At 68.7% G+C, this 25,141-nt stretch carries 36 protein-coding genes; 33 read left to right on the top strand and 3 right to left on the bottom strand.

Translation table 11 applies throughout. The annotated features are described in order from the left end of the window. The first annotated feature begins 22 nt into the window (after positions 1–22). Positions 23–1,216 carry an elongation factor Tu gene (tuf, locus tag ABZX65_RS17980; protein ID WP_355340236.1) on the top strand — a complete coding sequence of 398 codons (1,194 nt, stop codon included), beginning with the start codon at positions 23–25 and terminating at the stop codon, positions 1,214–1,216. Between the two features lie 92 nt (positions 1,217–1,308). On the opposite strand, the gene ABZX65_RS17975 is transcribed toward tuf, so the two are convergent. The 3 genes from ABZX65_RS17975 to ABZX65_RS17965 form a co-directional block, all read right to left on the bottom strand. Beyond that, positions 1,309–3,171 (bottom strand): PIG-L family deacetylase, encoded by a 1,863-nt coding sequence (locus ABZX65_RS17975; protein ID WP_355340233.1) that lies wholly within the window; start codon positions 3,169–3,171, stop codon positions 1,309–1,311. Between the two features lie 711 nt (positions 3,172–3,882). After that, positions 3,883–5,649, bottom strand: coding sequence for a hypothetical protein (locus ABZX65_RS17970; protein WP_355340230.1), 1,767 nt, complete (start codon positions 5,647–5,649; stop codon positions 3,883–3,885). Beyond that, positions 5,646–6,350: an ABC transporter ATP-binding protein gene (locus tag ABZX65_RS17965; RefSeq protein ID WP_355340228.1), complete on the bottom strand. Its 705-nt coding sequence runs from the start codon at positions 6,348–6,350 to the stop codon at positions 5,646–5,648. The genes ABZX65_RS17970 and ABZX65_RS17965 overlap by 4 nt, the downstream gene beginning before the upstream one ends. 203 nt (positions 6,351–6,553) lie before the next feature. Between ABZX65_RS17965 and ABZX65_RS17960 the strand changes: the two genes are divergently transcribed. From ABZX65_RS17960 to ABZX65_RS17805, 32 genes are all read left to right on the top strand, one after another. Then, positions 6,554–6,772: a hypothetical protein gene (locus ABZX65_RS17960; protein WP_355340225.1), complete on the top strand. Its 219-nt coding sequence runs from the start codon at positions 6,554–6,556 to the stop codon at positions 6,770–6,772. A gap of 146 nt (positions 6,773–6,918) precedes the next feature. Continuing rightward, positions 6,919–8,052 (top strand): hypothetical protein, encoded by a 1,134-nt coding sequence (locus ABZX65_RS17955; protein WP_355340222.1) that lies wholly within the window; start codon positions 6,919–6,921, stop codon positions 8,050–8,052. 407 nt (positions 8,053–8,459) lie between these two features. Beyond that, positions 8,460–8,768, top strand: a complete 309-nt coding sequence (gene rpsJ, locus ABZX65_RS17950; RefSeq protein WP_014144312.1) for a 30S ribosomal protein S10 — start codon at positions 8,460–8,462, stop codon at positions 8,766–8,768. 14 nt (positions 8,769–8,782) lie between these two features. Continuing rightward, positions 8,783–9,427, top strand: a complete 645-nt coding sequence (gene rplC / locus ABZX65_RS17945; protein ID WP_188284641.1) for a 50S ribosomal protein L3 — start codon at positions 8,783–8,785, stop codon at positions 9,425–9,427. A gap of 5 nt (positions 9,428–9,432) precedes the next feature. Next, positions 9,433–10,119 carry a 50S ribosomal protein L4 gene (rplD, locus tag ABZX65_RS17940; RefSeq protein ID WP_355340218.1) on the top strand — a complete coding sequence of 229 codons (687 nt, stop codon included), beginning with the start codon at positions 9,433–9,435 and terminating at the stop codon, positions 10,117–10,119. Next, entirely contained in the window at positions 10,119–10,460 is a 342-nt protein-coding gene (gene rplW, locus ABZX65_RS17935; RefSeq protein WP_188284643.1) for a 50S ribosomal protein L23, read from the top strand. The genes rplD and rplW overlap by 1 nt, the downstream gene beginning before the upstream one ends. Before the next feature lie 48 nt (positions 10,461–10,508). Beyond that, positions 10,509–11,345, top strand: coding sequence for a 50S ribosomal protein L2 (gene rplB / locus ABZX65_RS17930; protein WP_073492405.1), 837 nt, complete (start codon positions 10,509–10,511; stop codon positions 11,343–11,345). A gap of 12 nt (positions 11,346–11,357) precedes the next feature. Then, positions 11,358–11,639: a 30S ribosomal protein S19 gene (gene rpsS, locus ABZX65_RS17925; protein ID WP_033177798.1), complete on the top strand. Its 282-nt coding sequence runs from the start codon at positions 11,358–11,360 to the stop codon at positions 11,637–11,639. Positions 11,640–11,684: 45 nt separating this feature from the next. After that, positions 11,685–12,032 (top strand): 50S ribosomal protein L22, encoded by a 348-nt coding sequence (rplV, locus tag ABZX65_RS17920; RefSeq protein WP_188284646.1) that lies wholly within the window; start codon positions 11,685–11,687, stop codon positions 12,030–12,032. Continuing rightward, entirely contained in the window at positions 12,032–12,886 is an 855-nt protein-coding gene (rpsC, locus tag ABZX65_RS17915; protein ID WP_355340213.1) for a 30S ribosomal protein S3, read from the top strand. Before rplV ends, rpsC begins: the two co-directional genes overlap by 1 nt. Positions 12,887–12,891: 5 nt before the next feature. Further along, positions 12,892–13,311 carry a 50S ribosomal protein L16 gene (gene rplP / locus ABZX65_RS17910; protein ID WP_188284648.1) on the top strand — a complete coding sequence of 140 codons (420 nt, stop codon included), beginning with the start codon at positions 12,892–12,894 and terminating at the stop codon, positions 13,309–13,311. Next, entirely contained in the window at positions 13,311–13,544 is a 234-nt protein-coding gene (gene rpmC / locus ABZX65_RS17905; protein ID WP_093713214.1) for a 50S ribosomal protein L29, read from the top strand. Before rplP ends, rpmC begins: the two co-directional genes overlap by 1 nt. Then, on the top strand, positions 13,544–13,831 hold the full coding sequence (gene rpsQ, locus ABZX65_RS17900) for a 30S ribosomal protein S17 (RefSeq protein WP_188284650.1): 288 nt from the start codon (positions 13,544–13,546) through the stop codon (positions 13,829–13,831). Before rpmC ends, rpsQ begins: the two co-directional genes overlap by 1 nt. Positions 13,832–13,934: 103 nt before the next feature. After that, entirely contained in the window at positions 13,935–14,303 is a 369-nt protein-coding gene (gene rplN / locus ABZX65_RS17895; protein WP_031524788.1) for a 50S ribosomal protein L14, read from the top strand. Positions 14,304–14,306: 3 nt separating this feature from the next. Next, entirely contained in the window at positions 14,307–14,630 is a 324-nt protein-coding gene (rplX, locus tag ABZX65_RS17890) for a 50S ribosomal protein L24 (RefSeq protein ID WP_188284651.1), read from the top strand. Then, positions 14,630–15,199, top strand: a complete 570-nt coding sequence (gene rplE / locus ABZX65_RS17885; protein ID WP_188284652.1) for a 50S ribosomal protein L5 — start codon at positions 14,630–14,632, stop codon at positions 15,197–15,199. The genes rplX and rplE overlap by 1 nt, the downstream gene beginning before the upstream one ends. A 3-nt stretch (positions 15,200–15,202) precedes the next feature. Continuing rightward, on the top strand, positions 15,203–15,388 hold the full coding sequence (locus tag ABZX65_RS17880; RefSeq protein ID WP_030890724.1) for a type Z 30S ribosomal protein S14: 186 nt from the start codon (positions 15,203–15,205) through the stop codon (positions 15,386–15,388). Positions 15,389–15,619: 231 nt separating this feature from the next. Next, entirely contained in the window at positions 15,620–16,018 is a 399-nt protein-coding gene (gene rpsH, locus ABZX65_RS17875; protein WP_355340206.1) for a 30S ribosomal protein S8, read from the top strand. A 21-nt stretch (positions 16,019–16,039) separates the two neighbouring features. Beyond that, complete coding sequence (gene rplF, locus ABZX65_RS17870) at positions 16,040–16,579, top strand: 50S ribosomal protein L6 (RefSeq protein WP_188284654.1); 540 nt, start codon at positions 16,040–16,042, stop codon at positions 16,577–16,579. A 2-nt stretch (positions 16,580–16,581) separates the two neighbouring features. After that, positions 16,582–16,965: a 50S ribosomal protein L18 gene (gene rplR, locus ABZX65_RS17865; RefSeq protein WP_188284655.1), complete on the top strand. Its 384-nt coding sequence runs from the start codon at positions 16,582–16,584 to the stop codon at positions 16,963–16,965. A gap of 42 nt (positions 16,966–17,007) precedes the next feature. Continuing rightward, on the top strand, positions 17,008–17,613 hold the full coding sequence (gene rpsE / locus ABZX65_RS17860; protein ID WP_093713222.1) for a 30S ribosomal protein S5: 606 nt from the start codon (positions 17,008–17,010) through the stop codon (positions 17,611–17,613). Next, entirely contained in the window at positions 17,613–17,795 is a 183-nt protein-coding gene (gene rpmD / locus ABZX65_RS17855; RefSeq protein WP_030890715.1) for a 50S ribosomal protein L30, read from the top strand. Before rpsE ends, rpmD begins: the two co-directional genes overlap by 1 nt. 2 nt (positions 17,796–17,797) lie before the next feature. Beyond that, the gene (rplO, locus tag ABZX65_RS17850) at positions 17,798–18,253 is read left to right on the top strand and encodes a 50S ribosomal protein L15 (RefSeq protein ID WP_355340200.1); all 456 of its coding nucleotides are present in this window, start codon (positions 17,798–17,800) and stop codon (positions 18,251–18,253) included. Positions 18,254–18,510: 257 nt separating this feature from the next. Continuing rightward, complete coding sequence (gene secY, locus ABZX65_RS17845; RefSeq protein ID WP_093713225.1) at positions 18,511–19,827, top strand: preprotein translocase subunit SecY; 1,317 nt, start codon at positions 18,511–18,513, stop codon at positions 19,825–19,827. Next, positions 19,827–20,486 carry an adenylate kinase gene (locus ABZX65_RS17840; protein ID WP_355340197.1) on the top strand — a complete coding sequence of 220 codons (660 nt, stop codon included), beginning with the start codon at positions 19,827–19,829 and terminating at the stop codon, positions 20,484–20,486. The genes secY and ABZX65_RS17840 overlap by 1 nt, the downstream gene beginning before the upstream one ends. 133 nt (positions 20,487–20,619) lie before the next feature. Beyond that, positions 20,620–21,456, top strand: a complete 837-nt coding sequence (gene map, locus ABZX65_RS17835; protein ID WP_355340194.1) for a type I methionyl aminopeptidase — start codon at positions 20,620–20,622, stop codon at positions 21,454–21,456. Between the two features lie 327 nt (positions 21,457–21,783). Then, complete coding sequence (gene infA, locus ABZX65_RS17830; protein ID WP_003956442.1) at positions 21,784–22,005, top strand: translation initiation factor IF-1; 222 nt, start codon at positions 21,784–21,786, stop codon at positions 22,003–22,005. Between the two features lie 37 nt (positions 22,006–22,042). Then, positions 22,043–22,156 carry a 50S ribosomal protein L36 gene (gene rpmJ / locus ABZX65_RS17825; RefSeq protein WP_003956441.1) on the top strand — a complete coding sequence of 38 codons (114 nt, stop codon included), beginning with the start codon at positions 22,043–22,045 and terminating at the stop codon, positions 22,154–22,156. Between the two features lie 198 nt (positions 22,157–22,354). Further along, positions 22,355–22,735, top strand: coding sequence for a 30S ribosomal protein S13 (gene rpsM, locus ABZX65_RS17820; RefSeq protein ID WP_188284659.1), 381 nt, complete (start codon positions 22,355–22,357; stop codon positions 22,733–22,735). Between the two features lie 68 nt (positions 22,736–22,803). Next, positions 22,804–23,208, top strand: coding sequence for a 30S ribosomal protein S11 (gene rpsK, locus ABZX65_RS17815; protein WP_006376016.1), 405 nt, complete (start codon positions 22,804–22,806; stop codon positions 23,206–23,208). A gap of 26 nt (positions 23,209–23,234) precedes the next feature. Then, positions 23,235–23,861: a 30S ribosomal protein S4 gene (gene rpsD, locus ABZX65_RS17810; protein ID WP_355340190.1), complete on the top strand. Its 627-nt coding sequence runs from the start codon at positions 23,235–23,237 to the stop codon at positions 23,859–23,861. A gap of 127 nt (positions 23,862–23,988) precedes the next feature. Continuing rightward, positions 23,989–25,011 carry a DNA-directed RNA polymerase subunit alpha gene (locus ABZX65_RS17805; protein WP_033177813.1) on the top strand — a complete coding sequence of 341 codons (1,023 nt, stop codon included), beginning with the start codon at positions 23,989–23,991 and terminating at the stop codon, positions 25,009–25,011. Positions 25,012–25,141: the final 130 nt, after the last annotated feature.

Genomic DNA, 25,141 nt, shown 5'->3' with positions numbered 1-25,141 from the left:
TCCACTCCCCAGGAGGACCCCAGTGGCGAAGGCGAAGTTCGAGCGGACTAAGCCGCACGTCAACATCGGCACCATCGGTCACATCGACCACGGTAAGACGACCCTTACCGCGGCGATCACCAAGGTGCTGCACGACGCGTACCCGAACCTGAACGAGGCCTCGGCCTTCGACCAGATCGACAAGGCTCCTGAGGAGCGCCAGCGCGGTATCACCATCTCGATCGCGCACGTCGAGTACCAGACCGAGTCGCGTCACTACGCGCACGTCGACTGCCCCGGTCACGCGGACTACATCAAGAACATGATCACCGGTGCGGCGCAGATGGACGGCGCCATCCTGGTGGTCGCCGCGACCGACGGCCCGATGCCGCAGACCAAGGAGCACGTGCTCCTGGCCCGCCAGGTCGGCGTGCCGTACATCGTCGTCGCCCTGAACAAGGCCGACATGGTGGACGACGAGGAGATCCTGGAGCTCGTCGAGCTCGAGGTCCGTGAGCTGCTCTCCGAGTACGAGTTCCCGGGCGACGACCTGCCGGTCGTGCGCGTCTCCGCGCTCAAGGCGCTTGAGGGCGACAAGGAGTGGGGCGAGAAGCTCCTCGGCCTCATGGAGGCCGTGGACACCGCGATCCCGACCCCCGAGCGTGACGTCGACAAGCCGTTCCTGATGCCGATCGAGGACGTCTTCACGATCACCGGTCGTGGCACCGTCGTCACCGGCCGCATCGAGCGTGGTGTGCTGAAGGTCAACGAGACCGTTGACATCATCGGCATCAAGCAGGACAAGACCACCACCACGGTCACCGGCATCGAGATGTTCCGCAAGCTGCTCGACGAGGGCCAGGCCGGTGAGAACGTCGGTCTGCTCCTCCGTGGCATCAAGCGCGAGGATGTCGAGCGCGGCCAGGTCATCATCAAGCCCGGTTCGGTCACCCCGCACACCGAGTTCGAGGCCCAGGCCTACATCCTGTCGAAGGACGAGGGTGGCCGTCACACCCCCTTCTTCAACAACTACCGTCCGCAGTTCTACTTCCGCACCACGGACGTGACCGGCGTCGTGACCCTCCCCGAGGGCACCGAGATGGTCATGCCGGGCGACAACACGGCCATGAGCGTCCAGCTCATCCAGCCGATCGCCATGGAAGAGGGCCTGAAGTTCGCCATCCGTGAGGGTGGGCGCACGGTGGGTGCCGGTCAGGTCACGAAGATCAACAAGTAGTGGCTTGCGGCTCGCTCTGAGCCAACGAGGGTGCCCCGGATCGCTTCCCGCGATCCGGGGCACCTTTGCGTTGCGCCCCGTCAGGCGCGGCCCTAGAGGGCGAGGGACTGGTGGAAGACGCGGGGGGTGGCGGGGAGGGTGTAGCGGAGTGACAGGGGGCCGGAGGGGGTGAGGGCGGCGGAGGGGAGGCCGCCGGGGGCGGGGAGGGCCGGGAGGGGGGCGTAGGCGACGGCGCCGCCCGGCTTGGGCTGGGCCCAGTGGTGGACGGTGGTGTGGCCGGAGGCGAAGACGTGGATACGGCCACGGCGGTCGGTGACGACGGCCAGCCCGTCCTGGACCTCGGCGCCGCCGAGATCGCGCCAGGGGCTCCAGACGCCGGCGGTCAGCACCCGGGTGCTGACCCCCTTGGCCGCGTTGCGCGCGAAGAGGTGCACGGTGCCGTCAGGGGCCGCGACGGCGACCGGCGCACCGGTCCTGCGCGTACGGTCCGGGTGAGTCTCGGGACTGCCGAGCGAGGACCAGCCCCCGTCGCGCCACATCACGATGTCGCGGGTGTTCGGCCCGCCGTGCCCCTCCAGGACGGCGAAGCGCAGCGCGAACAGCAGGGTGCCGCCGTCGCGGGTCCGTACACAGGACAGCGCCGGGGCCAGCGTCCCGCCGCCGAGATCCTGGGGCGGCCCCCAGACCCCGCTGCCCGGCCGGGTCTCCTCGCGCCGCACCGCCCGCGTACCGAGCACTTCGTACGCGGCCCCGCCGACCACGATCCGGCGCGCCCCCGGATAGCGGCGGTGCGTCGAGCGGATCCACCCCTTGGGGTTGGCCAGCGGCTCGTTCTCGCCCTGGCCGTAGTCACCGCAGCCGCCCGGATTCCCGCAGCGCCACGCCTGGTTGCCGCCGTACTGGAAGAGGAAGCGCGCCTTGAGCGCCACGGTCGCGGGCGGCAGGTTGTACGGCCAGTGGTGGTTGTAGTAGCCGCGGTACGCGGTGGTGCTGAAGGCGGGCACCGCCCGGCCGGGGCCGTTCGCAGACTCCGACACCCACTGCGCCATCGCCTTCCAGGTGAACAGCGCCGTCGCGGTGTGGTCCCGGTGGTCGGAGAAGCCGGGCTGCTCACTGGCGGCCGGATGCCGCTTGTCGTGCACCTGGATGTCGGGGTCCGGGTCGAGCGTCCTGATCTCCGTCGGGCGGAAACGTTCCATCAGCCCGGCCAGGACGTCGACCAGCTTCTGGTGGGTGTACGTGCCGCGGCCGTTGGCGGGCGCGGGCGCGTTCTGCGCCACCACGTACGACAGTACGGTGCCCGGCACCTCCCACATCATCGGCAGGCTCGCGCTGGAGCTCAGCTCGTGCATCGACACCTGGAGGAACACCAGGCGCGCGTGCATCGCGCCGTGCCGCAGCTCGTCCACCTCCGCGTGCAGACCGCCGCCGACGTCGATCACGTCGGTGGTCCACCGGGTGAAGTGCGGCAGCCCCAGCATCGTCGCGTACGCCTGCCGCAGGCCCTGGTGGCGGGAGGAGGAGTACGCGGCCTGGTCCCTGCGGTGGCGCCTGCGCGGGCCGAACGGTTCGTGGTTGACGCCTGTCGACTCGCCCGCCGTCACGTACACCGACACCACGGGCGTGCCCACCTGGAGCGAGTGCAGCGTGTCCGGGTTCATGAAGAACAGGTCGTCGTCCGGGTGCGCCATCACCTGGAGCACCAGCGGGTCGCCCTGCGGGCGGTACGGCTGCGTCGCCAGCGGGTCCGCCGGGGCCGGGAGCCGGCGCGGGGCGGTGTCCTGGGCCTGGGAGGTGCAGCCGCTCAGGGCCGCTGCCGCGGCCGTCGCTCCCGCCGTCGCCACCGCTGCCGTCAGCAGGGAGCGGCGGGAGGGGTGGTCTGGGCTGTGGTGGTCCTTCACGCCCGCTAAGAGCCGCTTCGCGGCGATCAGGTTGCCTCCCTCCTCCGCCGACACCTCGCGCAGGACGGTGCCCCGTCAGGGTCGCGGGCAACCCCCACCGGCCGGTGGTCCGGGGACAACCGGTCTGCCCCGCTGGGGCGGGTGGTGAGGTGCGGGAGCGTCGTGGCTGAGCGCGCAGTTCCCCGCGCCCCTTAAAGGATCGGATCGCCGTCCGGGCGAAAGACCGTGCGCCCCGTCAGGGGCGCGAGGAACTGCGCGGGCAACCCATCACCGGCGGGTGGTCCGGGGACAACCGGTCTGCCCGGCTGGGGCGGGTGGTGAGGTGCGGGGGCGTCGTGGCTGGTGGCGCAGTTCCTCGCGCCCCTTGAAGGATCGGCTTGCCGTTCGGGCGAAAGGGGGTGGGCCCCGTTAGGGGCGCGGGGAACTGCGCGGGGAACCCCCACCGGCCCGGTGGTCCGGGGACAACCGGTCTGCCCCGTTGGGGCGGGTGGTGAGGTGCGGGAGCGTCGTGGCTGGTGGCGCAGTTCCTCGCGCCCCTTGAAGGATCGGCTTGCCGTTCGGGCGAAAGGGGGTGGGCCCCGTTAGGGGCGCGGGGAACTGCGCGGGGAACCCCCACCGGCCCGGTGGTCCGGGGACAACCGGATTGCCCCGCTGGGGCGGGTGGTGACGTGCGGGAGCGTCGTGGCTGAGCGCGCAGTTCCTCGCGCCCCTGAAGACCTGGCCCTGCGCGAGGGCGCCGGCTTTTTTGGGGGACCCCCGGAGGGGTCAGTGGCGGATGAGGCGGTCGGCGGCGCGGGTGGTGAGGAGGAGAAGGAGGGCGGTGAGGAGGGCGGTGGGGAGGAGGAGCTGGGCGGCGGAGCCGGGGTGGAGGCCGTGGACGAGGGGCGGGTCGAGGAGGAGGGCGAGGGCGGTGACGGAGACGAGGGGCCCGGCGGCGTACCAGGCGAGGAAGATCAGCGGGCCGGGCCCGCCGACGGGGGAGCCGCCGCCGAGGAAGAGGAGCTGGGTGCGGGCGGGGCCGCGGCACGCGGAGAAGAGGGCGGCGGCGGTGAAGGGCGGGGCGCACAGGGGCATGAGCAGCAGCGCCGAGGGGGTGCCGGTCACGGCGAAGGGGACCGCGGCGAGCAGGCCGAGGAGCGCGCCGAGGACGGCGGGCACGACGGCGTGGTGCAGCATCAGCGTGCGGAAGCGGAACGGCGCCCAGGCGGCCCGCCGCACATCGTCGGTCTCCAGCCGCGCGGCCTCGGCGAGCGCGCCGACCGCCATGTAGCCGAAGAGCAGGCCGAGGACGAGGCCGACGACCCGCCGCTCCCCGCCGAGGTCCACGCCGAGCCCCGCGGTGGCGGCGCCGCACGCGGTCCAGACGGCGGCCTTGCCGAGCCGCCCGGGGGCCCGCAGCAGCGCTAGCAGGTCGCGCCACTCGACGACGAAGTGCCGGCCGAGCCGCCCGCGCGGCGGACGCAGCCGCAGCCCGCGGGCGGTGGACGCGCCGCCCGCCTCCATGATCGCCAGCTTGGCGGCGCGCAGCTCCATCGACCACATCACGGAGGACACGGTGGTGGCCGTCGCCGCCCGCTCCCTGAGCTGCGTGGTCGGCACGCGGGCCGCGTCCCCGTACGCGCGGACGGTCGCGACGGCGGTGAGCGCCACCAGCAGCACGACCGCGGCGGGCCAGCCGGGCACCGAGCCGCCGGTGGCCCGTACGACCGGCTGCGCGGCCCAGCCCCACGGCCCCGACCACAGCTCGATCCACTCCAGGACCGACGAGCGGTGGCCGGTCGCGGCCAGGACGGTCTGGGCGGTCAGCGCGCCCAGCAGCAGGACGGCGGGCGCGGTCCACCGCTGGACGGCCCGGATCAGCCGGGGCCGCCGCTCGACGGCCATGCCGAGCGCGACCGCGAGCAGCGGCAGGCACAGCGCGGCCGGGAGCACCCCGAGCAGTGCGGGGCCGATCGCCGCGCGCCCGGTGACGCGCAGTACGACGCCGCCCGCGACCCCCACCAGCAGGCCGGGGATCAGCGCGATCCCGGCGGAGAGCCGGAACCACGGGCGCAGCACCGCCGCCCGCCGTACCGGCTGGGCCAGCAGCCAGCCCACGGTCGGGCCCGGCACGACGACCGGGCCGCGCCACAGCGCGTCGCGCGCCGCGAAGAGCGCGAGGGCGACGGTCAGGGTCGTGAACAGCGCGGGCAGCCCGCGCTGGAGGTCCCGGCCGACCCCGCTGTAGTCCGCGCCGTTCTCCAGCTCCCGCAGGAAGTGCACGGCCACCCCGCTGCCGTACCCGATGCCGCCGAGCAGCACGGAGTACAGCAGGACGGCCAGGTCCCGGCCCTGTTCCCTGCGGTGTGCCCGGCGCTTGCGCTTCAGCCAGGCCAGCGTCTCGGCCGTCCGGTCGTCGTCCTCCTCGCTCCAGACGTCGTCGGGGTCCGGGTCCCCGAGGTCGGACGCGATGTCGGTCGCGACGCCGGAGTCGTCGCCGTCGTCCACCGGGTCCCGGCCGTCCGCCTGCGGCGGGATCGACGCGGCCGTCACGGGCGCAGCCCCAGCTCGCGCAGGACCGTGGCGGGCGCGCCGGTGGCGATCACACGGCCGTCCTCCAGGGCGATCATGCGGTCGGCGACGGCCTCGGCGAGGTCGGGCTGGTGGGTGGCGAGCAGTACGGCGACGCCGTCGGCCTTCTCCGCGACGAGGAGTTCGGCCAGGCGGCGCCGGGCGTCGGGGTCGAGGCGCTGCTCGGGCTCGTCGAGGACGAGCAGGTCGCGGGGGCGGACGAGGGCGGCGGCCAGCAGCAGGGACTGCATCTGGCCGGAGGAGAGCGAGCCCGGCAGGGCGTTGGCGTGGTCGGACAGCCGCCGGTCGGCCAGCACCTGGTCGATCCAGGCGGCGGCGTCGTCCACGGCGTGCGCGACGGTGACCAGCTCCAGGTGCTCGCGGACGGTCAGGTCCGGGTAGCAGGCGACGGTGTCGCCGACGACCGCGACCCTGGCGCGTACCTCGGGGTCGTCCTCGCTCATGGTGCGGCCCGCGAACAGCGCCTCTCCCGAGGTGGGCGCGTCCCGGCCGCTGGCGATCCGCAGCAGGGTGGACTTGCCGGAGCCGTTGTGGCCGAACAGGGCCGTGCAGCGGCCCGGCGCCAGGCTCAGGTCGAGCGGCAGCAGCGCCTTGCGTTCCCCGTAGGTCCTGCTCACCTTCCGCAGTCGCAGGAGCGCGCCCGCACCCTTGGTCGCCTTCATGCGGGGCCTCCGTGCCGAGGTGGGTGGATACGTCGTGACCTTAGTACGACGGGTGCGGCGGCCCGGCCGCCGGTCGGCACAGCACCGCCGCATTGGTATAGACCTATAGCGGGTCGCCCGGATAGCATGCGAGCGCAATCGCACCACCTCCGCACGGTCCCTGACTGTCTGTCAGGGAATCACCCTGTTCAAGGAGTTGGAACGTGAGACAACGCATCGGACTGCTCGCCGCCGCCGCGGTGGCGATCCTGGCCCCGCTCGGCGCCGCGACCTCCGCCAGCGCCGCGGGCGAATTCCACGTCTCGGGCGTCTACTACACGCAGGAACAGTGCCAGGCGGCGGGCGCCGCAGGCGTCGCGCTCTGGGGCCCCAACTACTTCTGCTCCCAGGCCAACGGCTTCGTGTACCTCTACACGCACTGACCCCGTGACCCCGCGGACCCGCTGATCCCACCGGGATCACCGGCGGCACGGGACCGGGGGCGCGGCGCGGGCCCGCCCCCGGTCGTCACCGGTACGACACCCGAACGTCTTCCTGCGGTGGTTCGTTCAGGACAGAATCACCCCTCGTGACGATGACGGATGCCACGGAGACCGCCCATGCCAGCGGGAACGGCCCTGCGGCGCTGCTGCGCGGGCTGCTGGTCGGCGGGGCGTTCGGCGCCGGGGTGGCGGCGATCGTGGTCGGCGGCACCATCGGCAAGGTCGCGGTGTGGGGCAGCGGCATCGCGGCCCTGGCGCTGCTGGTCCTGACCACGGCCGCGTTCAGCGCGCGGCGCCGGGTGCGGCGGCCGGTCGTGGAGCGGGTCAAGGCCGTCGCCATGATCGAGAGCAGGCGCGCCACCAGCGGGGAGTACGCGGACGTGCCGGTGGCCTTCGACCTGACCGTGGCGCCGGAGGACCGGCCCGCGTTCCGGGCCCACGTCCACCGGCCGGTGAATCTGGTCGACCTCCCCGACTTCCCGGTGCGCGGCATCGTGGTGGTCGAGTACCGGCCCGACAGGCCGTGGGACGTCACGATCGTCAGCGAGCCGGACGCGGAGTGGGCGAGCCGGGCGGCGCGGGCGTCGCTGGACTCGGCGCCGGAGTCCACGCGGGTCCGCGATCCGGAGAAGGCCGGCCCCTGGTGCGCGATCGCCGTCCTCGGCATGCTGGCCGGTGCCGCGGTCGTCGTCCTGGTCTTCCGCGGCGACCTCTTCACGGACGACCCGGCGAAGCCCTCCTCGTCCGTGACGAGCCCCGGCGCCTTCGGCGGTTCCGGCCGTTCCGGCGGTTCCGGCGCCACGAGCACGACCGTCTCGCGGAGCGTGACCACGGCCGACGTCAGCACCTCGATCCTCGTCGGAGGGCAGTTGCGCGCCACCTCCGACGCGCTGCTCAAGGCCGGGGTGTCCACCGCCGTCAGCGTCAGCGTCACCGACCGCCGTATGACGGCCCGCGGCACGAAGCCGGACGAGTGGGCACCGGGCCAACTGCCCGTGGTGCTGACCGACCTGCCGTACGAGCGGATGCCGGAACTCGTCAGGGAGGCCAGGACCAACCTCGGGGTCACGGGCGCGGGCGCCGGCTCCTGGAGGATCGACATCGCCCGCGACGCGAAGACCAGGGCCGTGGTGATCCGGGTGACCGTCACCGGCGGCAACGGCACGGCCGACGTGCAAGCGGACGGAACAGGACGTATCACCGCGACCCACTCGCTGTGAGGGCCGCCGCCGCACGCCTCAACGAGCCCAGGTTTGGCGGCCGAACGCGGAGGGGTAAGCTTTCCGGCCCGATTGGCCACGGCCATGCCCCATATGGCACACTGTCCAAGTTGCTCGGTCGAGCGCCGATGCTGCGCGCCTCCCGTCGGGAGGACCGGAAGCGAGTCCCACAGTACTCGTCGCCTTAACTGCCCCTCGGGGCAGCGCTGGGGCGGACGTACGGGAATCTTCCGGGAAGCGTGAGCGCGGTTCCGACCAGGCATCCGGTGGGTGTTATCTCCCACGCAACCCCCTGAAGAGGGATTTCCGCATGCGGAAATTCGCGGAAGGGGCGCGACACGCCCGACCGCGTGGGTCGGCGAAGCGGATGTCAGAGCGTAAACAGAGACAAGGACTACGGAGTAGCCATGGCGGGACAGAAGATCCGCATCCGGCTCAAGGCCTACGACCACGAGGTCATCGACTCCTCGGCGAAGAAGATCGTCGAGACGGTGACGCGTACTGGTGCGCAGGTCGCGGGCCCGGTGCCGCTGCCCACTGAGAAGAACGTGTACTGCGTCATCAAGTCGCCGCACAAGTACAAGGACTCGCGCGAGCACTTCGAGATGCGCACGCACAAGCGCCTGATCGACATCCTCGACCCGACGCCCAAGACCGTTGACTCGTTGATGCGCCTGGACCTTCCGGCCGGCGTCGACATCGAGATCAAGCTCTGAGAGGCGCGGAGAAGATGACCAAGCAGATCAAGGGCATCCTGGGCGAGAAGCTCGGCATGACCCAGGTCTGGGACGAGAACAACCGTGTCGTCCCAGTGACTGTCGTCAAGGCCGGTCCGAACGTTGTGACCCAGGTCCGTACGAACGACGCCGACGGTTACGAGTCGGTTCAGCTCGCCTTCGGCGAGATCGACCCGCGCAAGGTGAACAAGCCCCTCAAGGGCCACTTCGCGAAGGCCGACGTCACCCCCCGCCGCCACCTGGTGGAGCTGCGCACCGCGGACGCCGCGGAGTACACGCTCGGCCAGGAGATCACCGCCGAGGTGTTCGAGGCAGGCGTCAAGGTCGACGTGACCGGCAAGAGCAAGGGCAAGGGCTTCGCCGGTGTCATGAAGCGTCACAACTTCAAGGGCCTCGGCGCCGGGCACGGCGTGCAGCGCAAGCACCGCTCGCCGGGCTCCATCGGTGGCTGCGCCACCCCCGGCCGTGTCTTCAAGGGCATGCGCATGGCGGGCCGCATGGGCAACGAGCGGGTCACCACCCAGAACCTGACCGTCCACGCCGTTGACGCGGAGAAGGGACTGCTGCTCATCAAGGGCGCTATCCCCGGTCCGAACGGCGGCCTCGTCCTGGTCCGCACCGCGGCCAAGGGGGCCTGAAGGCTATGAGCACCATCAACGTCCTGTCGCCGTCGGGCGACACCGCCGGGACCGTAGAACTCCCGGCCGAGATCTTCGACGCCAAGGTCAGCATCCCGCTGATCCACCAGGTCGTCGTCGCGCAGCTCGCCGCCGCCCGCCAGGGCACGCACAAGGTGAAGACGCGTGGCGAGGTCCGCGGTGGTGGCCGCAAGCCGTACCGCCAGAAGGGCACCGGCCGCGCCCGTCAGGGCTCGACCCGCGCCCCGCAGTTCGCCGGCGGTGGCGTCGTCCACGGTCCCGTACCGCGTGACTACTCGCAGCGCACCCCCAAGAAGATGGTCAAGGCCGCCCTCCGCGGCGCCCTGACCGACCGTGCGCGGCACAACCGCATCCACGTCGTCTCCGGCGTCGTCGAGGGCTCCGCCCCGTCGACGAAGGCCGCCAAGAGCCTGCTCGGCAAGATCAGCGAGCGCAAGAACGTGCTCCTGGTCATCGAGCGCGCCGACGAGGCCGCGTGGCTTTCCGCCCGCAACCTGCCCCAGGTGCACATCCTGGACGCAGGCCAGCTCAACACGTACGACGTGCTCGTCTCCGACGACGTGGTCTTCACCAAGGACGCCTTCGAGCGTTTCGTGGCGGGATCCGGTCCTGAGTCGGCCTCCGGCAAGGCCGTCGCCTCCGAGGATGAGCTCGAAGGGAGCGAAGCCTGATGAGCGACGACACGACCACCACCGGACCCGTGATCACCAGCAAGACGTACACGGACCCCCGTGACCTCTTGATCAAGCCGGTGGTCTCGGAGAAGAGCTACGCGCTGCTGGACGAGAACAAGTACACGTTCGTCGTCGACCCGCGCGCGAACAAGACCCAGATCAAGCAGGCCGTCGAGGCGGTCTTCTCGGTCAAGGTCACCGGGGTCAACACGATCAACCGGCAGGGCAAGCGCAAGCGCACCCGCACCGGTTTCGGCAAGCGCGCCAACACCAAGCGCGCCATCGTGACCCTTGCCGAGGGCGACCGAATCGACATCTTCGGCGGCCCGGTCTCCTAACGGAGGCCGGATCGTGTCGAAGTCCTGAATTCATCCGAGGACTGAGAAATGGGTATCCGCAAGTACAAGCCGACGACTCCGGGCCGTCGTGGCTCCAGCGTCGCCGACTTTGTCGAGATCACGCGGTCCACGCCGGAGAAGTCGCTGGTCCGCCCGCTGCACAGCAAGGGCGGCCGTAACAACGCCGGTCGTGTGACCGTCCGCCACCAAGGCGGTGGCCACAAGCGCGCCTACCGTGTCATCGACTTCCGTCGCCATGACAAGGACGGCGTGCCCGCCAAGGTCGCGCACATCGAGTACGACCCCAACCGCACCGCGCGCATCGCGCTGCTGCACTACGCGGACGGCGAGAAGCGCTACATCCTCGCCCCCGCGAAGCTCCAGCAGGGTGACCGGATCGAGAACGGCCCCAACGCCGACATCAAGCCGGGCAACAACCTGCCGCTGCGCAACATCCCGGTGGGTACGACGATCCACGCGATCGAGCTGCGGCCCGGTGGCGGCGCGAAGATCTCCCGCTCCGCGGGCGCTTCCGTCCAGCTACTGGCGAAGGAAGGCACCATGGCCACCCTTCGCATGCCGTCCGGTGAAGTCCGCATGGTCGACGTCCGCTGCCGCGCCACGATCGGCGAGGTCGGCAACGCCGAGCAGTCGAACATCAACTGGGGCAAGGCCGGCCGCATGCGCTGGAAGGGCGTCCGCCCGACCGTCCGCGGTGTCGCCATGAACCCGGTGGACCACCCGCACGGTGGTGGTGAGGGCAAGACCTCCGGTGGTCGCCACCCGGTCTCCCCGTGGGGTCAGAAGGAAGGTCGTACTCGCTCGCCGAAGAAGGCATCGAGCAAGTACATCGTCCGCCGCCGCAAGACGAACAAGAAGCGCTAGGAGCGGGTTTAGATGCCGCGCAGTCTCAAGAAGGGGCCCTTCGTCGACGACCACCTGATCAAGAAGGTGGACGTACAGAACGAAGCAGGCACCAAGAACGTCATCAAGACCTGGTCCCGCCGCTCGATGATCATCCCGGCGATGCTGGGTCACACGATCGCGGTGCACGACGGCCGTAAGCACGTCCCGGTGTTCGTCACTGAGTCGATGGTCGGCCACAAGCTCGGCGAGTTCGCACCGACCCGCACCTTCCGCGGGCACGAGAAGGACGACCGCAAGTCGCGGCGTCGCTGAGCGGGCTGAACCGTGACGACGAAGACAGACACTGAAGGGACAACCATGGAAGCCAGGGCCCAGGCGCGGTACATCCGCGTCACGCCCATGAAGGCCCGCCGCGTGGTGGACCTCATCCGTGGCATGGACGCCACGGAGGCTCAGGCGGTCCTGCGTTTCACCCCGCAGGCCGCGAGCGTGCCGGTCGGCAAGGTGCTGGACAGCGCCATTGCCAACGCCGCGCACAACTACGACCACACCGACGCCGAGTCGCTGTTCATCAGCGAGGCGTATGTGGACGAGGGTCCGACCCTCAAGCGGTTCCGGCCGCGCGCCCAGGGCCGCGCCTACCGCATCCGCAAGCGGACCAGCCACATCACCGTGGTCGTCGCCAGCAAGGGAGAGACCCGGTAATGGGCCAGAAGGTAAACCCGTACGGGTTCCGCCTCGGCATCACCACGGACTTCAAGTCCCGCTGGTACGCCGACAAGCTGTACAAGGACTACGTCAAGGAAGACGTGGCCATCCGCAAGATGATGACGCAGGGCATGGAGCGCGCCGGTATCTCCAAGGTGGAGATCGAGCGCACCCGTGACCGCGTCCGCGTCGACATCCACACCGCCCGGCCGGGCATCGTCATCGGCCGTCGCGGCGCGGAGGCCGACCGCATCCGCGGTGACCTGGAGAAGCTGACCGGCAAGCAGGTCCAGCTCAACATCCTCGAGGTCAAGAACCCGGAGATGGACGCTCAGTTGGTGGCCCAGGCCGTCGCCGAGCAGCTCTCCTCGCGCGTCTCCTTCCGCCGTGCCATGCGCAAGAGCATGCAGGGCACCATGAAGGCCGGCGCCAAGGGCATCAAGATCCAGTGCGGTGGCCGCCTCGGCGGCGCCGAGATGTCCCGCTCCGAGTTCTACCGCGAGGGCCGTGTCCCGCTGCACACCCTGCGCGCCAACGTGGACTACGGCTTCTTCGAGGCCAAGACCACCTTCGGCCGTATCGGTGTCAAGGTGTGGATCTACAAGGGCGACGTCAAGAACATCGCCGAGGTCCGCGCCGACAACGCCGCGGCCCGTGCGGGCAACCGCCCGGCGCGTGGTGGCGGCAACGAGCGTCCGCAGCGCCGCGGTGGCGAGCGCGGTGGCCGCGGTGGCGGTGGCGGCCGTCGTCCTCAGACCGACGGCGCGTCCGGCTCCCCGGCCTCCAAGACGGATGTTCCTGCCGTCGAGGCCCCGGCAGCAGCCGCGGAGACCCCCGGAACGGAAGGCTAAGTACCATGCTGATCCCCCGTAGGGTCAAGCACCGCAAGCAGCACCACCCCGGGCGCGACGGAATGGCCAAGGGCGGCACGGAGCTGGCGTTCGGCGAGTACGGCCTTCAGGCCGTCACGCCCGCCTACGTGACCAACCGGCAGATCGAGTCCGCTCGTATCTCCATCACCCGTCACATCAAGCGCGGCGGCAAGGTCTGGATCAACATCTACCCGGACCGCCCGCTGACCAAGAAGCCCGCCGAGACCCGCATGGGTTCCGGTAAGGGTTCTCCCGAGTGGTGGATCGCGAACGTCAAGCCCGGTCGGGTGATGTTCGAGCTGTCATTCCCGAACGAGAAGGTTGCTCGTGAGGCGCTGACCCGCGCCGCGCACAAGCTTCCGATGAAGTGCCGCATCGTGCGGCGCGAGGCAGGTGAGTCGTGATGGCGGCCGGTACCAAGGCTTCCGAGCTGCGCCAGCTTGGTGACGAGGAGCTCGTCAACAAGCTGCGCGAGGCGAAGGAGGAGCTGTTCAACCTCCGCTTCCAAGGGGCCACCGGGCAGCTCGAGAACAACAGCCGGCTCAAGGTGGTCCGCAAGGACATCGCCCGGATCTACACGTTGATGCACGAGCGTGAGCTGGGCATCGAGACTGTGGAGACGGTGGAGAGCGCCTGATGAGCGAGAAGAATGTGACTGAGACGACCGACGAGCAGCGCGGCTTCCGCAAGACCCGCGAGGGCCTTGTGGTCAGCGACAAGATGGACAAGACCGTAGTGGTCGCCGTCGAGGACCGTGTGAAGCACGCCCTGTACGGCAAGGTCATCCGCCGCACCAACAAGCTCAAGGCGCACGACGAGCAGAACGCCGCGGGCATCGGCGACCGGGTCCTCCTCATGGAGACCCGGCCGACCTCCGCGACCAAGCGGTGGCGCGTCGTCGAGATCCTCGAGAAGGCCAAGTAATCCCTGAGGGCACTCCCTCAGGACCGTTCCGTCAGGCTCGGCGGTGGCCCGCTCCCCGTGAGTGGGCCCCGCCGGGAACCGACGCGACAAACAGGAGATAGACGTGATCCAGCAGGAGTCGCGACTTCGTGTCGCCGACAACACTGGTGCCAAGGAGATCCTTTGCATCCGTGTTCTCGGTGGCTCGGGTCGCCGCTACGCGGGAATCGGTGACGTCATCGTCGCCACCGTCAAGGACGCGATCCCCGGTGGCAACGTGAAGAAGGGCGAGGTCGTCAAGGCGGTCATCGTCCGGACCGTCAAGGAGCGCCGTCGCGCCGACGGCTCGTACATCCGGTTCGACGAGAACGCCGCCGTCATCCTCAAGAACGACGGCGACCCCCGCGGCACCCGTATCTTCGGCCCGGTGGGCCGTGAGCTGCGCGAGAAGAAGTTCATGAAGATCGTCTCGCTCGCGCCGGAGGTGCTGTAACCGATGAAGATCAAGAAGGGCGACCTGGTCCAGGTCATCACCGGTAAGGACAAGGGCAAGCAGGGCAAGGTCATCGTTGCCTACCCCGCGCTCGACCGTGTCCTCGTCGAGGGTGTCAACCGGGTCAAGAAGCACACCAAGGCCGGCCAGACCGACCGCGGTTCGAAGACCGGCGGCATCATCACCACCGAGGCGCCCATCCACGTCAGCAACGTGCAGCTCGTTGTTGAGAAGGACGGCAACAAGGTCGTGACCCGCGTCGGCTACCGGTTCGACGACGAGGGCAACAAGATCCGCGTTGCCAAGCGGACCGGTGAGGACATCTGATGACTGACACCGCTACGACGCACGCACAGCCGCGTCTCAAGACGCGCTACCGCGAGGAGATCGCGGGCAAGCTGCGCGACGAGTTCTCGTACGAGAACGTCATGCAGATTCCCGGTCTCACCAAGATCGTGGTCAACATGGGTGTGGGCGACGCCGCCCGCGACTCCAAGCTGATCGAGGGCGCCATCCGCGACCTCGCCACGATCACCGGCCAGAAGCCGCAGGTCACCAAGGCCCGGAAGTCCATCGCGCAGTTCAAGCTGCGTGAGGGTCAGCCGATCGGCGCCCACGTCACCCTCCGCGGTGACCGCATGTGGGAGTTCCTGGACCGCCTGCTGTCGCTCGCGCTCCCGCGTATCCGCGACTTCCGCGGTCTGTCGCCGAAGCAGTTCGACGGCCGGGGCAACTACACCTTCGGTCTCACGGAGCAGGTCATGTTCCACGAGATCGACCAGGACAAGATCGACCGCGTCCGGGGTATGGACATCACCGTGGTCACCACGGCGACCAACGACGATGAGGGCCGCGCCCTCCTTCGTCACCTCGGCTTCCCGTTCAAGGAGGCGTGAGCCGTGGCGAAGAAGGCTCTCATTGCCAAGGCCGCTCGTAAGCCGAAGTTCGCTGTGCGCGCGTACAACCGCTGCCAGCGCTGCGGCCGGCCGCACTCCGTCTACCGCAAGTTCGGCCTGTGCCGCGTGTGCCTTCGTGAGATGGCCCACCGTGGCGAGCTGCCGGGCGTGACCAAGAGCTCCTGGTAGTCCGGGCAATCCGGATCACCAGGAACTCTCGGTAAGCATCTGGACGGTCGGGGGCCCAACCTTTTTCCCGTAAGGTAGAAGGGTTGGGCGTCCGCCGCCCGATTCGACTTACTACGCCGTAGGTCCCCGTACCGCACCCGTCCCGACGTGTCCGCCACCGCGCGGCGCACCTCTCGGGGAGAGGGATGGCACAGATAGGAAACCCCGGCGAGAGAGGCCCAGGGCCAACTCATGACCATGACCGACCCCATCGCGGACATGCTGACCCGTCTGCGTAACGCCAACTCGGCGTACCACGACGACGTCGAGATGCCGTTCAGCAAGATCAAGTCGCACATCGCGGAGATCCTCCAGCAGGAGGGTTACATCACCGGCTGGAAGGTCGAGGACGCCGAGGTCGGCAAGAACCTCATCCTCGAGCTGAAGTTCGGTCCGGAGCGGCAGCGCTCCATCGCCGGGATCAAGCGGATCAGCAAGCCTGGTCTGCGGGTCTACGCGAAGTCCACCAACCTGCCGAAGGTGCTCGGCGGCCTGGGCGTGGCGATCATCTCCACGTCCCACGGGCTGCTCACCGGCCAGCAGGCGCAGAAGAAGGGCGTGGGTGGGGAAGTCCTCGCCTACGTCTGGTAACCGGGAAAGCGAGGTATAGCAATGTCGCGCATCGGCAAGCTGCCCATCTCGGTTCCCGCCGGAGTGGACGTCACCATCGACGGCCGCACGGTCGCTGTGAAGGGCCCCAAGGGTTCCCTTTCGCACACCGTTGCCGCGCCGATCGAGATCGCCAAGGGCGAGGACGGCACTCTGCTGGTCACCCGCCCCAACGACGAGCGTGTCTCGAAGGCCCTGCACGGCCTGTCCCGCACGCTGGTGGCGAACATGATCACCGGCGTGACCGCGGGCTACAGCAAGCAGCTCGAAATCAGCGGTGTCGGCTACCGCGTCCAGGCGAAGGGCTCCAACCTGGAGTTCGCCCTGGGCTACAGCCACCCGATTCTCGTCGAGGCCCCCGAGGGGATCTCCTTCAAGGTCGAGAACCCGACGAAGTTCTCCGTCGAGGGCATCGACAAGCAGAAGGTCGGCGAGGTGGCCGCCAACATCCGCAAGCTGCGGAAGCCCGACCCGTACAAGGCCAAGGGCGTCAAGTACGCCGGCGAGGTCATCCGCCGCAAGGTCGGAAAGGCTGGTAAGTAGCCATGGCATACGGTGTGAAGATCGCCAAGGGCAAGGCGTACAAGGGTGCGGCACTCAAGCGTCGCCACATCCGCGTCCGCAAGCGGGTCTCGGGCACGGAGGCGCGTCCGCGTCTGGTCGTGACCCGTTCCAACCGTGGCATCGTGGCGCAGGTCATCGACGATCTCGCGGGCCACACGCTCGCGTCCGCGTCGACCCTCGACGCGTCCATCCGCGGCGGCGAAGGCGACAAGAGCGCCAAGGCCAAGCAGGTCGGCCAGCTCGTGGCCGAGCGTGCGAAGGCCAAGGGCGTCGAGGCTGTCGTGTTCGACCGTGGCGGCAACCAGTACGCGGGGCGCATCGCCGCCCTGGCGGACGCCGCCCGCGAAGCCGGACTGAAGTTCTGATCCGGTTCCGTAGCTAGCGGAAAACGAAGAGAGGTAATTCCAATGGCTGGACCCCAGCGCCGCGGAAGCGGTGCCGGTGGCGGCGAGCGACGGGACCGTAAGGACCGGCGGGACGGCGGCCAGCAGGCCGAGAAGACCGCCTATGTCGAGCGTGTCGTCGCGATCAATCGCGTCGCCAAGGTTGTGAAGGGTGGTCGTCGCTTCAGCTTCACCGCGCTGGTCGTGGTGGGCGACGGTGACGGCACCGTGGGTGTCGGTTACGGCAAGGCCAAGGAGGTGCCGGCCGCCATCGCCAAGGGTGTGGAGGAGGCCAAGAAGCACTTCTTCAAGGTCCCCCGTATCCAGGGCACCATCCCGCACCCGATCCAGGGCGAGAAGGCCGCGGGCGTCGTCCTGCTCAAGCCCGCTTCCCCCGGTACCGGTGTGATCGCCGGTGGCCCGGTGCGCGCCGTTCTGGAGTGCGCCGGTATCCACGACGTGCTGTCCAAGAGCCTCGGCTCGGACAACGCGATCAACATCGTGCACGCCACGGTGGCCGCGCTCCAGGGGCTTCAGCGCCCCGAGGAGATCGCCGCCCGCCGCGGTCTGCCGATCGAGGACGTCGCGCCCGCCGCCCTGCTGCGTGCGCGTGCCGGGGTGGGTGCGTAATGGCTCGCCTCAAGGTCACCCAGACCAAGTCCTACATCGGCAGCAAGCAGAACCACCGTGACACCCTGCGGTCGCTCGGCCTGAAGCGGCTGAACGACGTGGTGGTCAAGGAGGACCGGCCGGAGATCCGCGGCATGGTCCAGACCGTCCGCCACCTCGTCACGGTCGAGGAGGTCGACTGATCATGGGTAACGAAAGCCCGATCAAGATCCACAACCTCCGTCCGGCCCCCGGCGCCAAGACCGCCAAGACCCGTGTGGGTCGTGGCGAGGCGTCCAAGGGCAAGACGGCCGGTCGTGGCACCAAGGGCACCAAGGCCCGCTACCAGGTTCCGGAGCGCTTCGAGGGCGGGCAGATGCCCCTCCACATGCGTCTCCCGAAGCTCAAGGGCTTCAAGAACCCGTTCCGCACCGAGTACCAGGTCGTCAACCTGGACAAGCTCGCGACCCTCTACCCCGAGGGCGGCGAGGTCACGGTGGCCGATCTGGTCGCCAAGGGCGCGGTACGCAAGAACCAGCTCGTCAAGGTGCTCGGCACCGGCGAGGTGACCGTGGCGCTCCAGGTGACCGTGGACGCGGTTTCCGGGTCCGCCCAGCAGAAGATCACCGCCGCCGGCGGTACCGTGACCGAACTCATCTGAGTCAGATGTCACACGACGACCGGGGATGCCCAGCACCTAGGGGCATCCCCGGTCGTTGTTTCCTTGTATTTCCTTGGCCGATTGGTCATTCCTAGGGAGCCCGCCTCGCGGGTAGGGTGACGTCGGTTGTTACTGTTCGCAGAGCCTGTGTGCTTTCGCGGGTGGTACAGCCGTATGGCCAGCGCCGTATCTGCCCGTATCAGTCAGTACCTCATCAGACCGTCCTTCCGCCGTGCGCGGGGGGTGCAGGAGGCACCGTGCTCACCGCGTTCGCACGGGCGTTCAGGACGCCCGACCTGCGGAAGAAGCTGCTGTTCACGTTGGGCATCGTGGTGATCTATCGCCTCGGTGCGCATGTTCCGGTGCCGGGGATCGACTACTCGGTGGTCAACCAGTGCATTAAGGACACGAAGAGCAGCAACAGCCTCTTCGGCCTGGTGAACATGTTCAGCGGCGGCGCTCTTCTCCAGCTCACGATCTTCGCGCTCGGGATCATGCCGTACATCACGGCGAGCATCATCCTGCAGCTCCTCACGGTGGTGATCCCACGCCTGGAGGCCCTCAAGAAGGAGGGCCAGGCGGGCACCACCAAGATCACGCAGTACACCCGGTACCTGACCGTCGCGCTCGCGGTCCTCCAGGGCACCGGCCTCGTCGCCACCGCCCGCTCCGGCAGCCTGTTCTCCAGTTGCCAGAACAAGTTCGACATCGTGCCGAACCAGTCGATCTTCACCACCGTGACCATGGTGACCACCATGACCGCGGGCACCGTGATGATCATGTGGCTCGGTGAGCTGATCACCGACAAGGGCATCGGCAACGGCATGTCGATCCTGATGTTCGTGGCCATCGCCGCCGGATTCCCCGGCTCGCTGTGGGCGATCAAGGTCTCCGGCAAGATCGCCGGCGGCTGGGTGGAGTTCCTCGCGGTGATCGCCGTCGGTCTCGCGATGGTCGGCCTGGTGGTCTTCGTCGAACAGGCCCAGCGCCGAATTCCGGTGCAGTACGCGAAGCGCATGATCGGCCGCCGCTCGTACGGCGGCACCTCCACGTACATCCCCCTGAAGGTCAATCAGGCGGGTGTGATCCCGGTCATCTTCGCGTCGTCGCTGCTCTACATCCCGGCGCTGATCGTGCAGTTCTCCGGGTCGACCGCGGGCTGGGCGCAGTGGATCAGCCGCAACATGACCAAGGGCGACCACCCGATCTACATGGCCGCCTACTTCCTGCTGATCGTGTTCTTCGCCTTCTTCTACGTCGCTATCTCGTTTAACCCCGAGGAAGTGGCGGATAATATGAAGAAGTACGGTGGCTTCATCCCCGGCATCCGGGCCGGCCGCCCCACCGCGGAGTACCTGAGTTACGTGCTGAATCGCATCACGTGGCCGGGATCGCTGTATCTGGGTCTCATCGCTCTCGTGCCAACGGTCGCCATCGCGGTCTTCAACGGGAGCAACGGCAGCTTCCCGCTGGGCGGCACCAGCATCCTGATCATCGTGGGTGTCGGTCTGGAGACGGTGAAGCAGATCGAGAGCCAGCTCCAGCAGCGTAACTACGAAGGGTTCCTCCGCTGATGCGAATCGTCCTGGTCGGTCCCCCCGGCGCGGGCAAGGGGACGCAGGCCGCGTTCCTCGCCAAGAACCTGTCGATCCCGCACATCTCCACGGGAGACCTGTTCCGCGCCAACATCAGTCAAGGGACCGACCTGGGCAAGCAGGCGAAGGCGTTCATGGACGCCGGTGACCTGGTACCTGACGAGATCACCATCGGCATGGCGGAGGACCGCCTGGAGCAGGCGGACGCGGCGGAGGGCTTCCTGCTCGACGGCTTTCCGCGCAACGAGTTCCAGGCCCGCGCGCTGGACGCGTACATGGCCGGGCACGGGATCGCGCTCGACGGTGTGCTCGACCTGGAGGTCCCCGAGGACGAGGTTGTCAAGCGGATCGCCGGCCGCCGGGTGTGCCGCAACAACAGCGCGCACGTCTTCCATGTCGAGTACAGCAAGCCCGCCACCGAGGGCGTCTGCGACGTCTGCGGCGGCGAGCTGTACCAGCGCAGCGACGACGCGGAGGACAAGGTCCGCAACCGGATCGAGGTCTACCACCGCGAGACCGAGCCGATCATCGACTACTACAAGCAGCAGGACCTTGTGGTGACGATCTCGGCGCTCGGCCCGGTGGCCGAGGTCACGCAGCGCGCGATGGACGCGCTGCGCGCGGGCGAGCGGCGGTAGCCGCCGCAGAGCACGGCATCGGCCGTGGTGCCCTGACGGGTGCCACGGCCGTATCGTTGAGTGGGCACATGCCGTCCCCGAGGGGACGGGCGGTGCCCGAGCACTGACGTACACAAGGAAGGCGCCAGCCGTCATGGTGGAGATCAAGACCCCCGAGCAGATCGCCAAGATGCGCGAGGCCGGGTTGGTCGTGGCGGCGATCCACCGGGCGACGCGCGCCGCGGCGGTGCCCGGCGCCACCACCAAGGACCTGGACGAGGTCGCCGCGAAGGTGATCGCCGACCACGGCGCCAAGCCGAACTTCCTGGGGTACGGCGGCTTCCCCGGCAACATCTGCACGTCGGTCAACGACGTGGTGGTGCACGGCATCCCGGACCGCGAGACGGTGCTCAAGGACGGCGACATGATCGCCATCGACGCCGGCGCCATCGTGGACGGCTGGCACGGCGACGCGGCCTTCACGTGCTTCGTGGGCAGCGGGCACGCGCCGGAGCTGATCGAGCTGAGCCGGGTCACCGAGGAGTCCATGTGGGCGGGCATCGCCGCCTTCCGCAAGGGCAACCGGTTGGAGGACATCTCCAAGGCGATCGAGGGCTACATCCGCCGCCAGCCGCGGCCCGCCTCCGGCAAGTACGGCATCGTCGAGGACTACGGGGGCCACGGCATCGGCACCCAGATGCACATGGACCCGCACCTGCTGAACTACGTCACCAAGAAGCGCGGGCGCGGCATCAAGCTGATCCCCGGTGTCTGCCTCGCCATCGAGCCGATGGTCACCCTCGGCACCCCCCGCACCCACGTCCTCGCCGACGAGTGGACGGTCAAGTCCGACGACGGCTCCTGGTCCTCCCACTGGGAGCACTCCATCGCCCTCACCGAGGACGGCCCCCTCGTCCTGACCGCCGAGGACTGTGGCAAGGCCAAACTGGCCGAGTACGGCATCACGACCGCTCCGGACCCGCTGGCGTGACGTCGGACGGGGAGCCGTCGGCGGACGGAGTCCGGCGCAGCCGCTCGAAGCTTGTGAGGCGCCCCAGGCGCCGAGCCCGCGAGAGCGGCGTGAAGAGGATTCGCCTGCGGCAAGGCCAAACTGGCCGAGTACGGCATCACGACCGCCCCGGACCCGCTGGCGTGATGATCCACCGGTCTGACGTTCCCCTGCTTAAGGATCTTCGGGGCAGGGCATACATCCCTGATTCGTCTTTCCGGGTGGCGTGACGTAGACTGACACGTCGGCTCTCGCGTGTCTTTTGGCATGTCTGGGGCCGACCAAGGTAGCCGATCCCGAAAGCAGGACATGGCCAAAAAGCAAGGCGCCATCGAAATCGAGGGCACCGTGATCGAGTCTCTGCCGAACGCGATGTTCAAGGTGGAGCTGCAGAACGGTCACAAGGTCCTCGCGCACATCAGCGGCAAGATGCGGATGCACTACATCCGCATCCTCCCGGATGACCGGGTCGTTGTGGAGCTCTCTCCGTACGACCTGACGCGCGGACGGATCGTCTACCGATACAAGTAGCAACGAGTAGATCTCAAGACCCGGAGAACCTCACCTCATGAAGGTCAAGCCGAGCGTCAAGAAGATCTGCGACAAGTGCAAGGTGATCCGCCGTCACGGCCGGGTCATGGTCATCTGCGACAACCTGCGCCACAAGCAGCGCCAGGGCTGACGCACGCCGACCTACCTGCATCCGCAGAACTTCGCGCGACGCACACACGTACATACGCAGTGCCCATCTCCTGCCACAAGGGGATGACACCTCCGGCGGAGGCCGGGGACCTGGTCGTACCACCGCTCAGCACACGAGCGGTCGGCGGTCAGGAGCCGGTACTGCGGAAGACCTCCGAAACCATCAGGAGCCAAGAAAATGGCACGCCTTTCAGGCGTTGACCTCCCGCGTGAGAAGCGCGTGGAGATCGCCCTCACCTACGTCTTCGGCATCGGGCGCTCCCGCTCCCAGCAGGTGCTGAAGGAGACCGGTGTGAACCCCGACATCCGCGTCCGCGACCTGGCCGAGGAAGACCTCGTCAAGCTGCGCGAGTACGTCGATGCCAACTTCAAGACCGAGGGTGACCTCCGTCGCGAGGTGCAGGCCGACATCCGCCGCAAGGTGGAAATCGGCTGCTACCAGGGTCTGCGCCACCGTCGTGGCCTGCCGGTCCACGGTCAGCGCACTCACACCAACGCCCGTACCCGCAAGGGTCCGCGTCGCGCCATCGCCGGTAAGAAGAAGCCGGGCAAGAAGTAGTCCTCAGCGGACGCTCATCAGCGGTCTTCGCTGTAGGACCGACCACCTCCACCGGGAGAAGTTGACACATGCCTCCTAAGGGCCGTCAGGGCGCAGCCAAGAAGGTGCGCCGCAAGGAAAAGAAGAACGTCGCTCATGGGCACGCCCACATCAAGAGCACGTTCAACAACACGATCGTCTCGATCACCGACCCCGCGGGCAACGTGATCTCCTGGGCCTCCGCCGGCCACGTCGGCTTCAAGGGCTCGCGCAAGTCCACCCCCTTCGCCGCGCAGATGGCCGCCGAGTCGGCCGCCCGCCGGGCGCAGGAGCACGGCATGCGCAAGGTCGACGTCTTCGTGAAGGGTCCCGGCTCCGGCCGCGAGACCGCGATCCGCTCCCTCCAGGCCACGGGCCTCGAGGTCGGTTCGATCCAGGACGTCACCCCGACCCCGCACAACGGCTGCCGCCCGCCCAAGCGCCGCCGCGTCTGACAAGCTGATACAGGAGACACGAGACAATGGCGCGTTACACCGGGGCCGACTGCAAGCGTTGCCGTCGGGAGAAGCAGAAGCTCTTCCTCAAGGGGAGCAAGTGCGAGAGCGCGAAGTGCCCGATCGAGATCCGTCCTTACCCCCCGGGTGAGCACGGACGCGGGCGCACCAAGGACAGCGAGTACCTTCTCCAGCTTCGTGAGAAGCAGAAGTGCGCGCGCATCTACGGTGTCCTCGAGAAGCAGTTCGTGAACTACTACAAGGAAGCGAACCAGAAGTCCGGCAAGACCGGTGAGAACCTTCTGCGCATCCTTGAGACCCGCCTCGACAACGTGGTGTACCGGGCCGGCTTCGCCAAGTCCCGCGACCACGCGCGGCAGCTCGTCCGTCACGGACACATCACCGTCAACGGCCGCAAGACCGACATCCCGTCGGCCCGTGTGTCCGTGAGCGACATCGTCGAGGTCCGCGAGTCGTCCCGCAACCTGACCCCGTTCGCGGTGGCCCAGGGCGAGGCCGGCGACAAGACCGTGCCCGCGTGGCTCGAAGCCAACGCCGGCAAGCTGCGGATCCTCGTGCACAGCCTGCCCGAGCGCCAGGTGATCGACACCCAGGTGCAGGAGCAGCTCATCGTCGAGCTGTACTCGAAGTAAGCAATTACTTCGGCGTACGGACCGAGGCGATGCCGGGCGGTACGACGGGCGACCGTCGTACCGCCCGTATCCTCGTAGTACAGGGGGCGTCAAATAGCGGGCGCCCACGAATGAAGGACCGACACTCATGCTGATCGCTCAGCGTCCCTCGTTGACCGAAGAGGTCGTCGACGAATTCCGCTCCCGGTTCGTGATCGAGCCGCTGGAGCCGGGCTTCGGCTACACCCTCGGCAACTCGCTCCGCCGTACGCTCCTCTCCTCGATCCCCGGTGCCGCTGTCACCAGCATCCGGGTCGACGGTGTCCTGCACGAGTTCACCACCGTGCCGGGCGTCAAGGAGGACGTGACCGACGTCATCCTCAACATCAAGCAGCTCGTCGTCTCCTCGGAGCACGACGAGCCGGTCGTGATGTACCTGCGCAAGCAGGGCCCGGGTGTCGTCACCGCCGCCGACATCGCGCCCCCGGCCGGTGTCGAGGTGCACAACCCCGACCTGGTCCTGGCGACGCTGAACGCCAAGGGCAAGCTGGAGATGGAGCTGACCGTCGAGCGCGGTCGCGGCTACGTCTCCGCGGTGCAGAACAAGCAGCAGGGCCAGGAGATCGGCCGCATCCCGGTTGACTCCATCTACAGCCCGGTGCTCAAGGTCACCTACAAGGTCGAGGCGACCCGTGTCGAGCAGCGCACCGACTTCGACAAGCTGATCGTCGACGTCGAGACCAAGCAGGCCATGCGCCCCCGTGACGCCATGGCGTCCGCGGGCAAGACCCTGGTCGAGCTGTTCGGCCTGGCCCGCGAGCTGAACGTCGACGCCGAGGGCATCGACATGGGCCCGTCCCCCACGGACGCCGCCCTGGCCGCTGACCTGGCGCTGCCGATCGAGGAGCTGGAACTCACCGTCCGCTCCTACAACTGCCTCAAGCGCGAGGGCATCCACTCCGTGGGTGAGCTCGTGGCACGCTCCGAGGCCGACCTGCTCGACATCCGCAACTTCGGCGCGAAGTCGATCGACGAGGTCAAGGCGAAGCTGGCCGGCATGGGCCTGGCCCTCAAGGACAGCCCGCCCGGATTCGACCCCACCGCCGCCGCCGACGCCTTCGGCGCCGACGACGACGTGGACGCCGGTTTCGTGGAGACCGAGCAGTACTGATCGCCTCCGGCGCGGCCGGGACCCCTGGTCCCGGCCGTCGCCGGGCGCCTTCCCGGTTCGCACCGAACGGGGAGGGCACCGGGGCCCCGCCCCGGACCCCCATCGAGCTGGCAGCCGCCAGTTCGCACTG

This window comes from Streptomyces sp. NPDC003300 (assembly GCF_040610915.1).
Lineage (GTDB): Bacteria > Actinomycetota > Actinomycetes > Streptomycetales > Streptomycetaceae > Actinacidiphila.
Note: the sequence above shows the minus strand (reverse complement) of the source record. Positions and strands in the feature narration are given on the sequence as shown.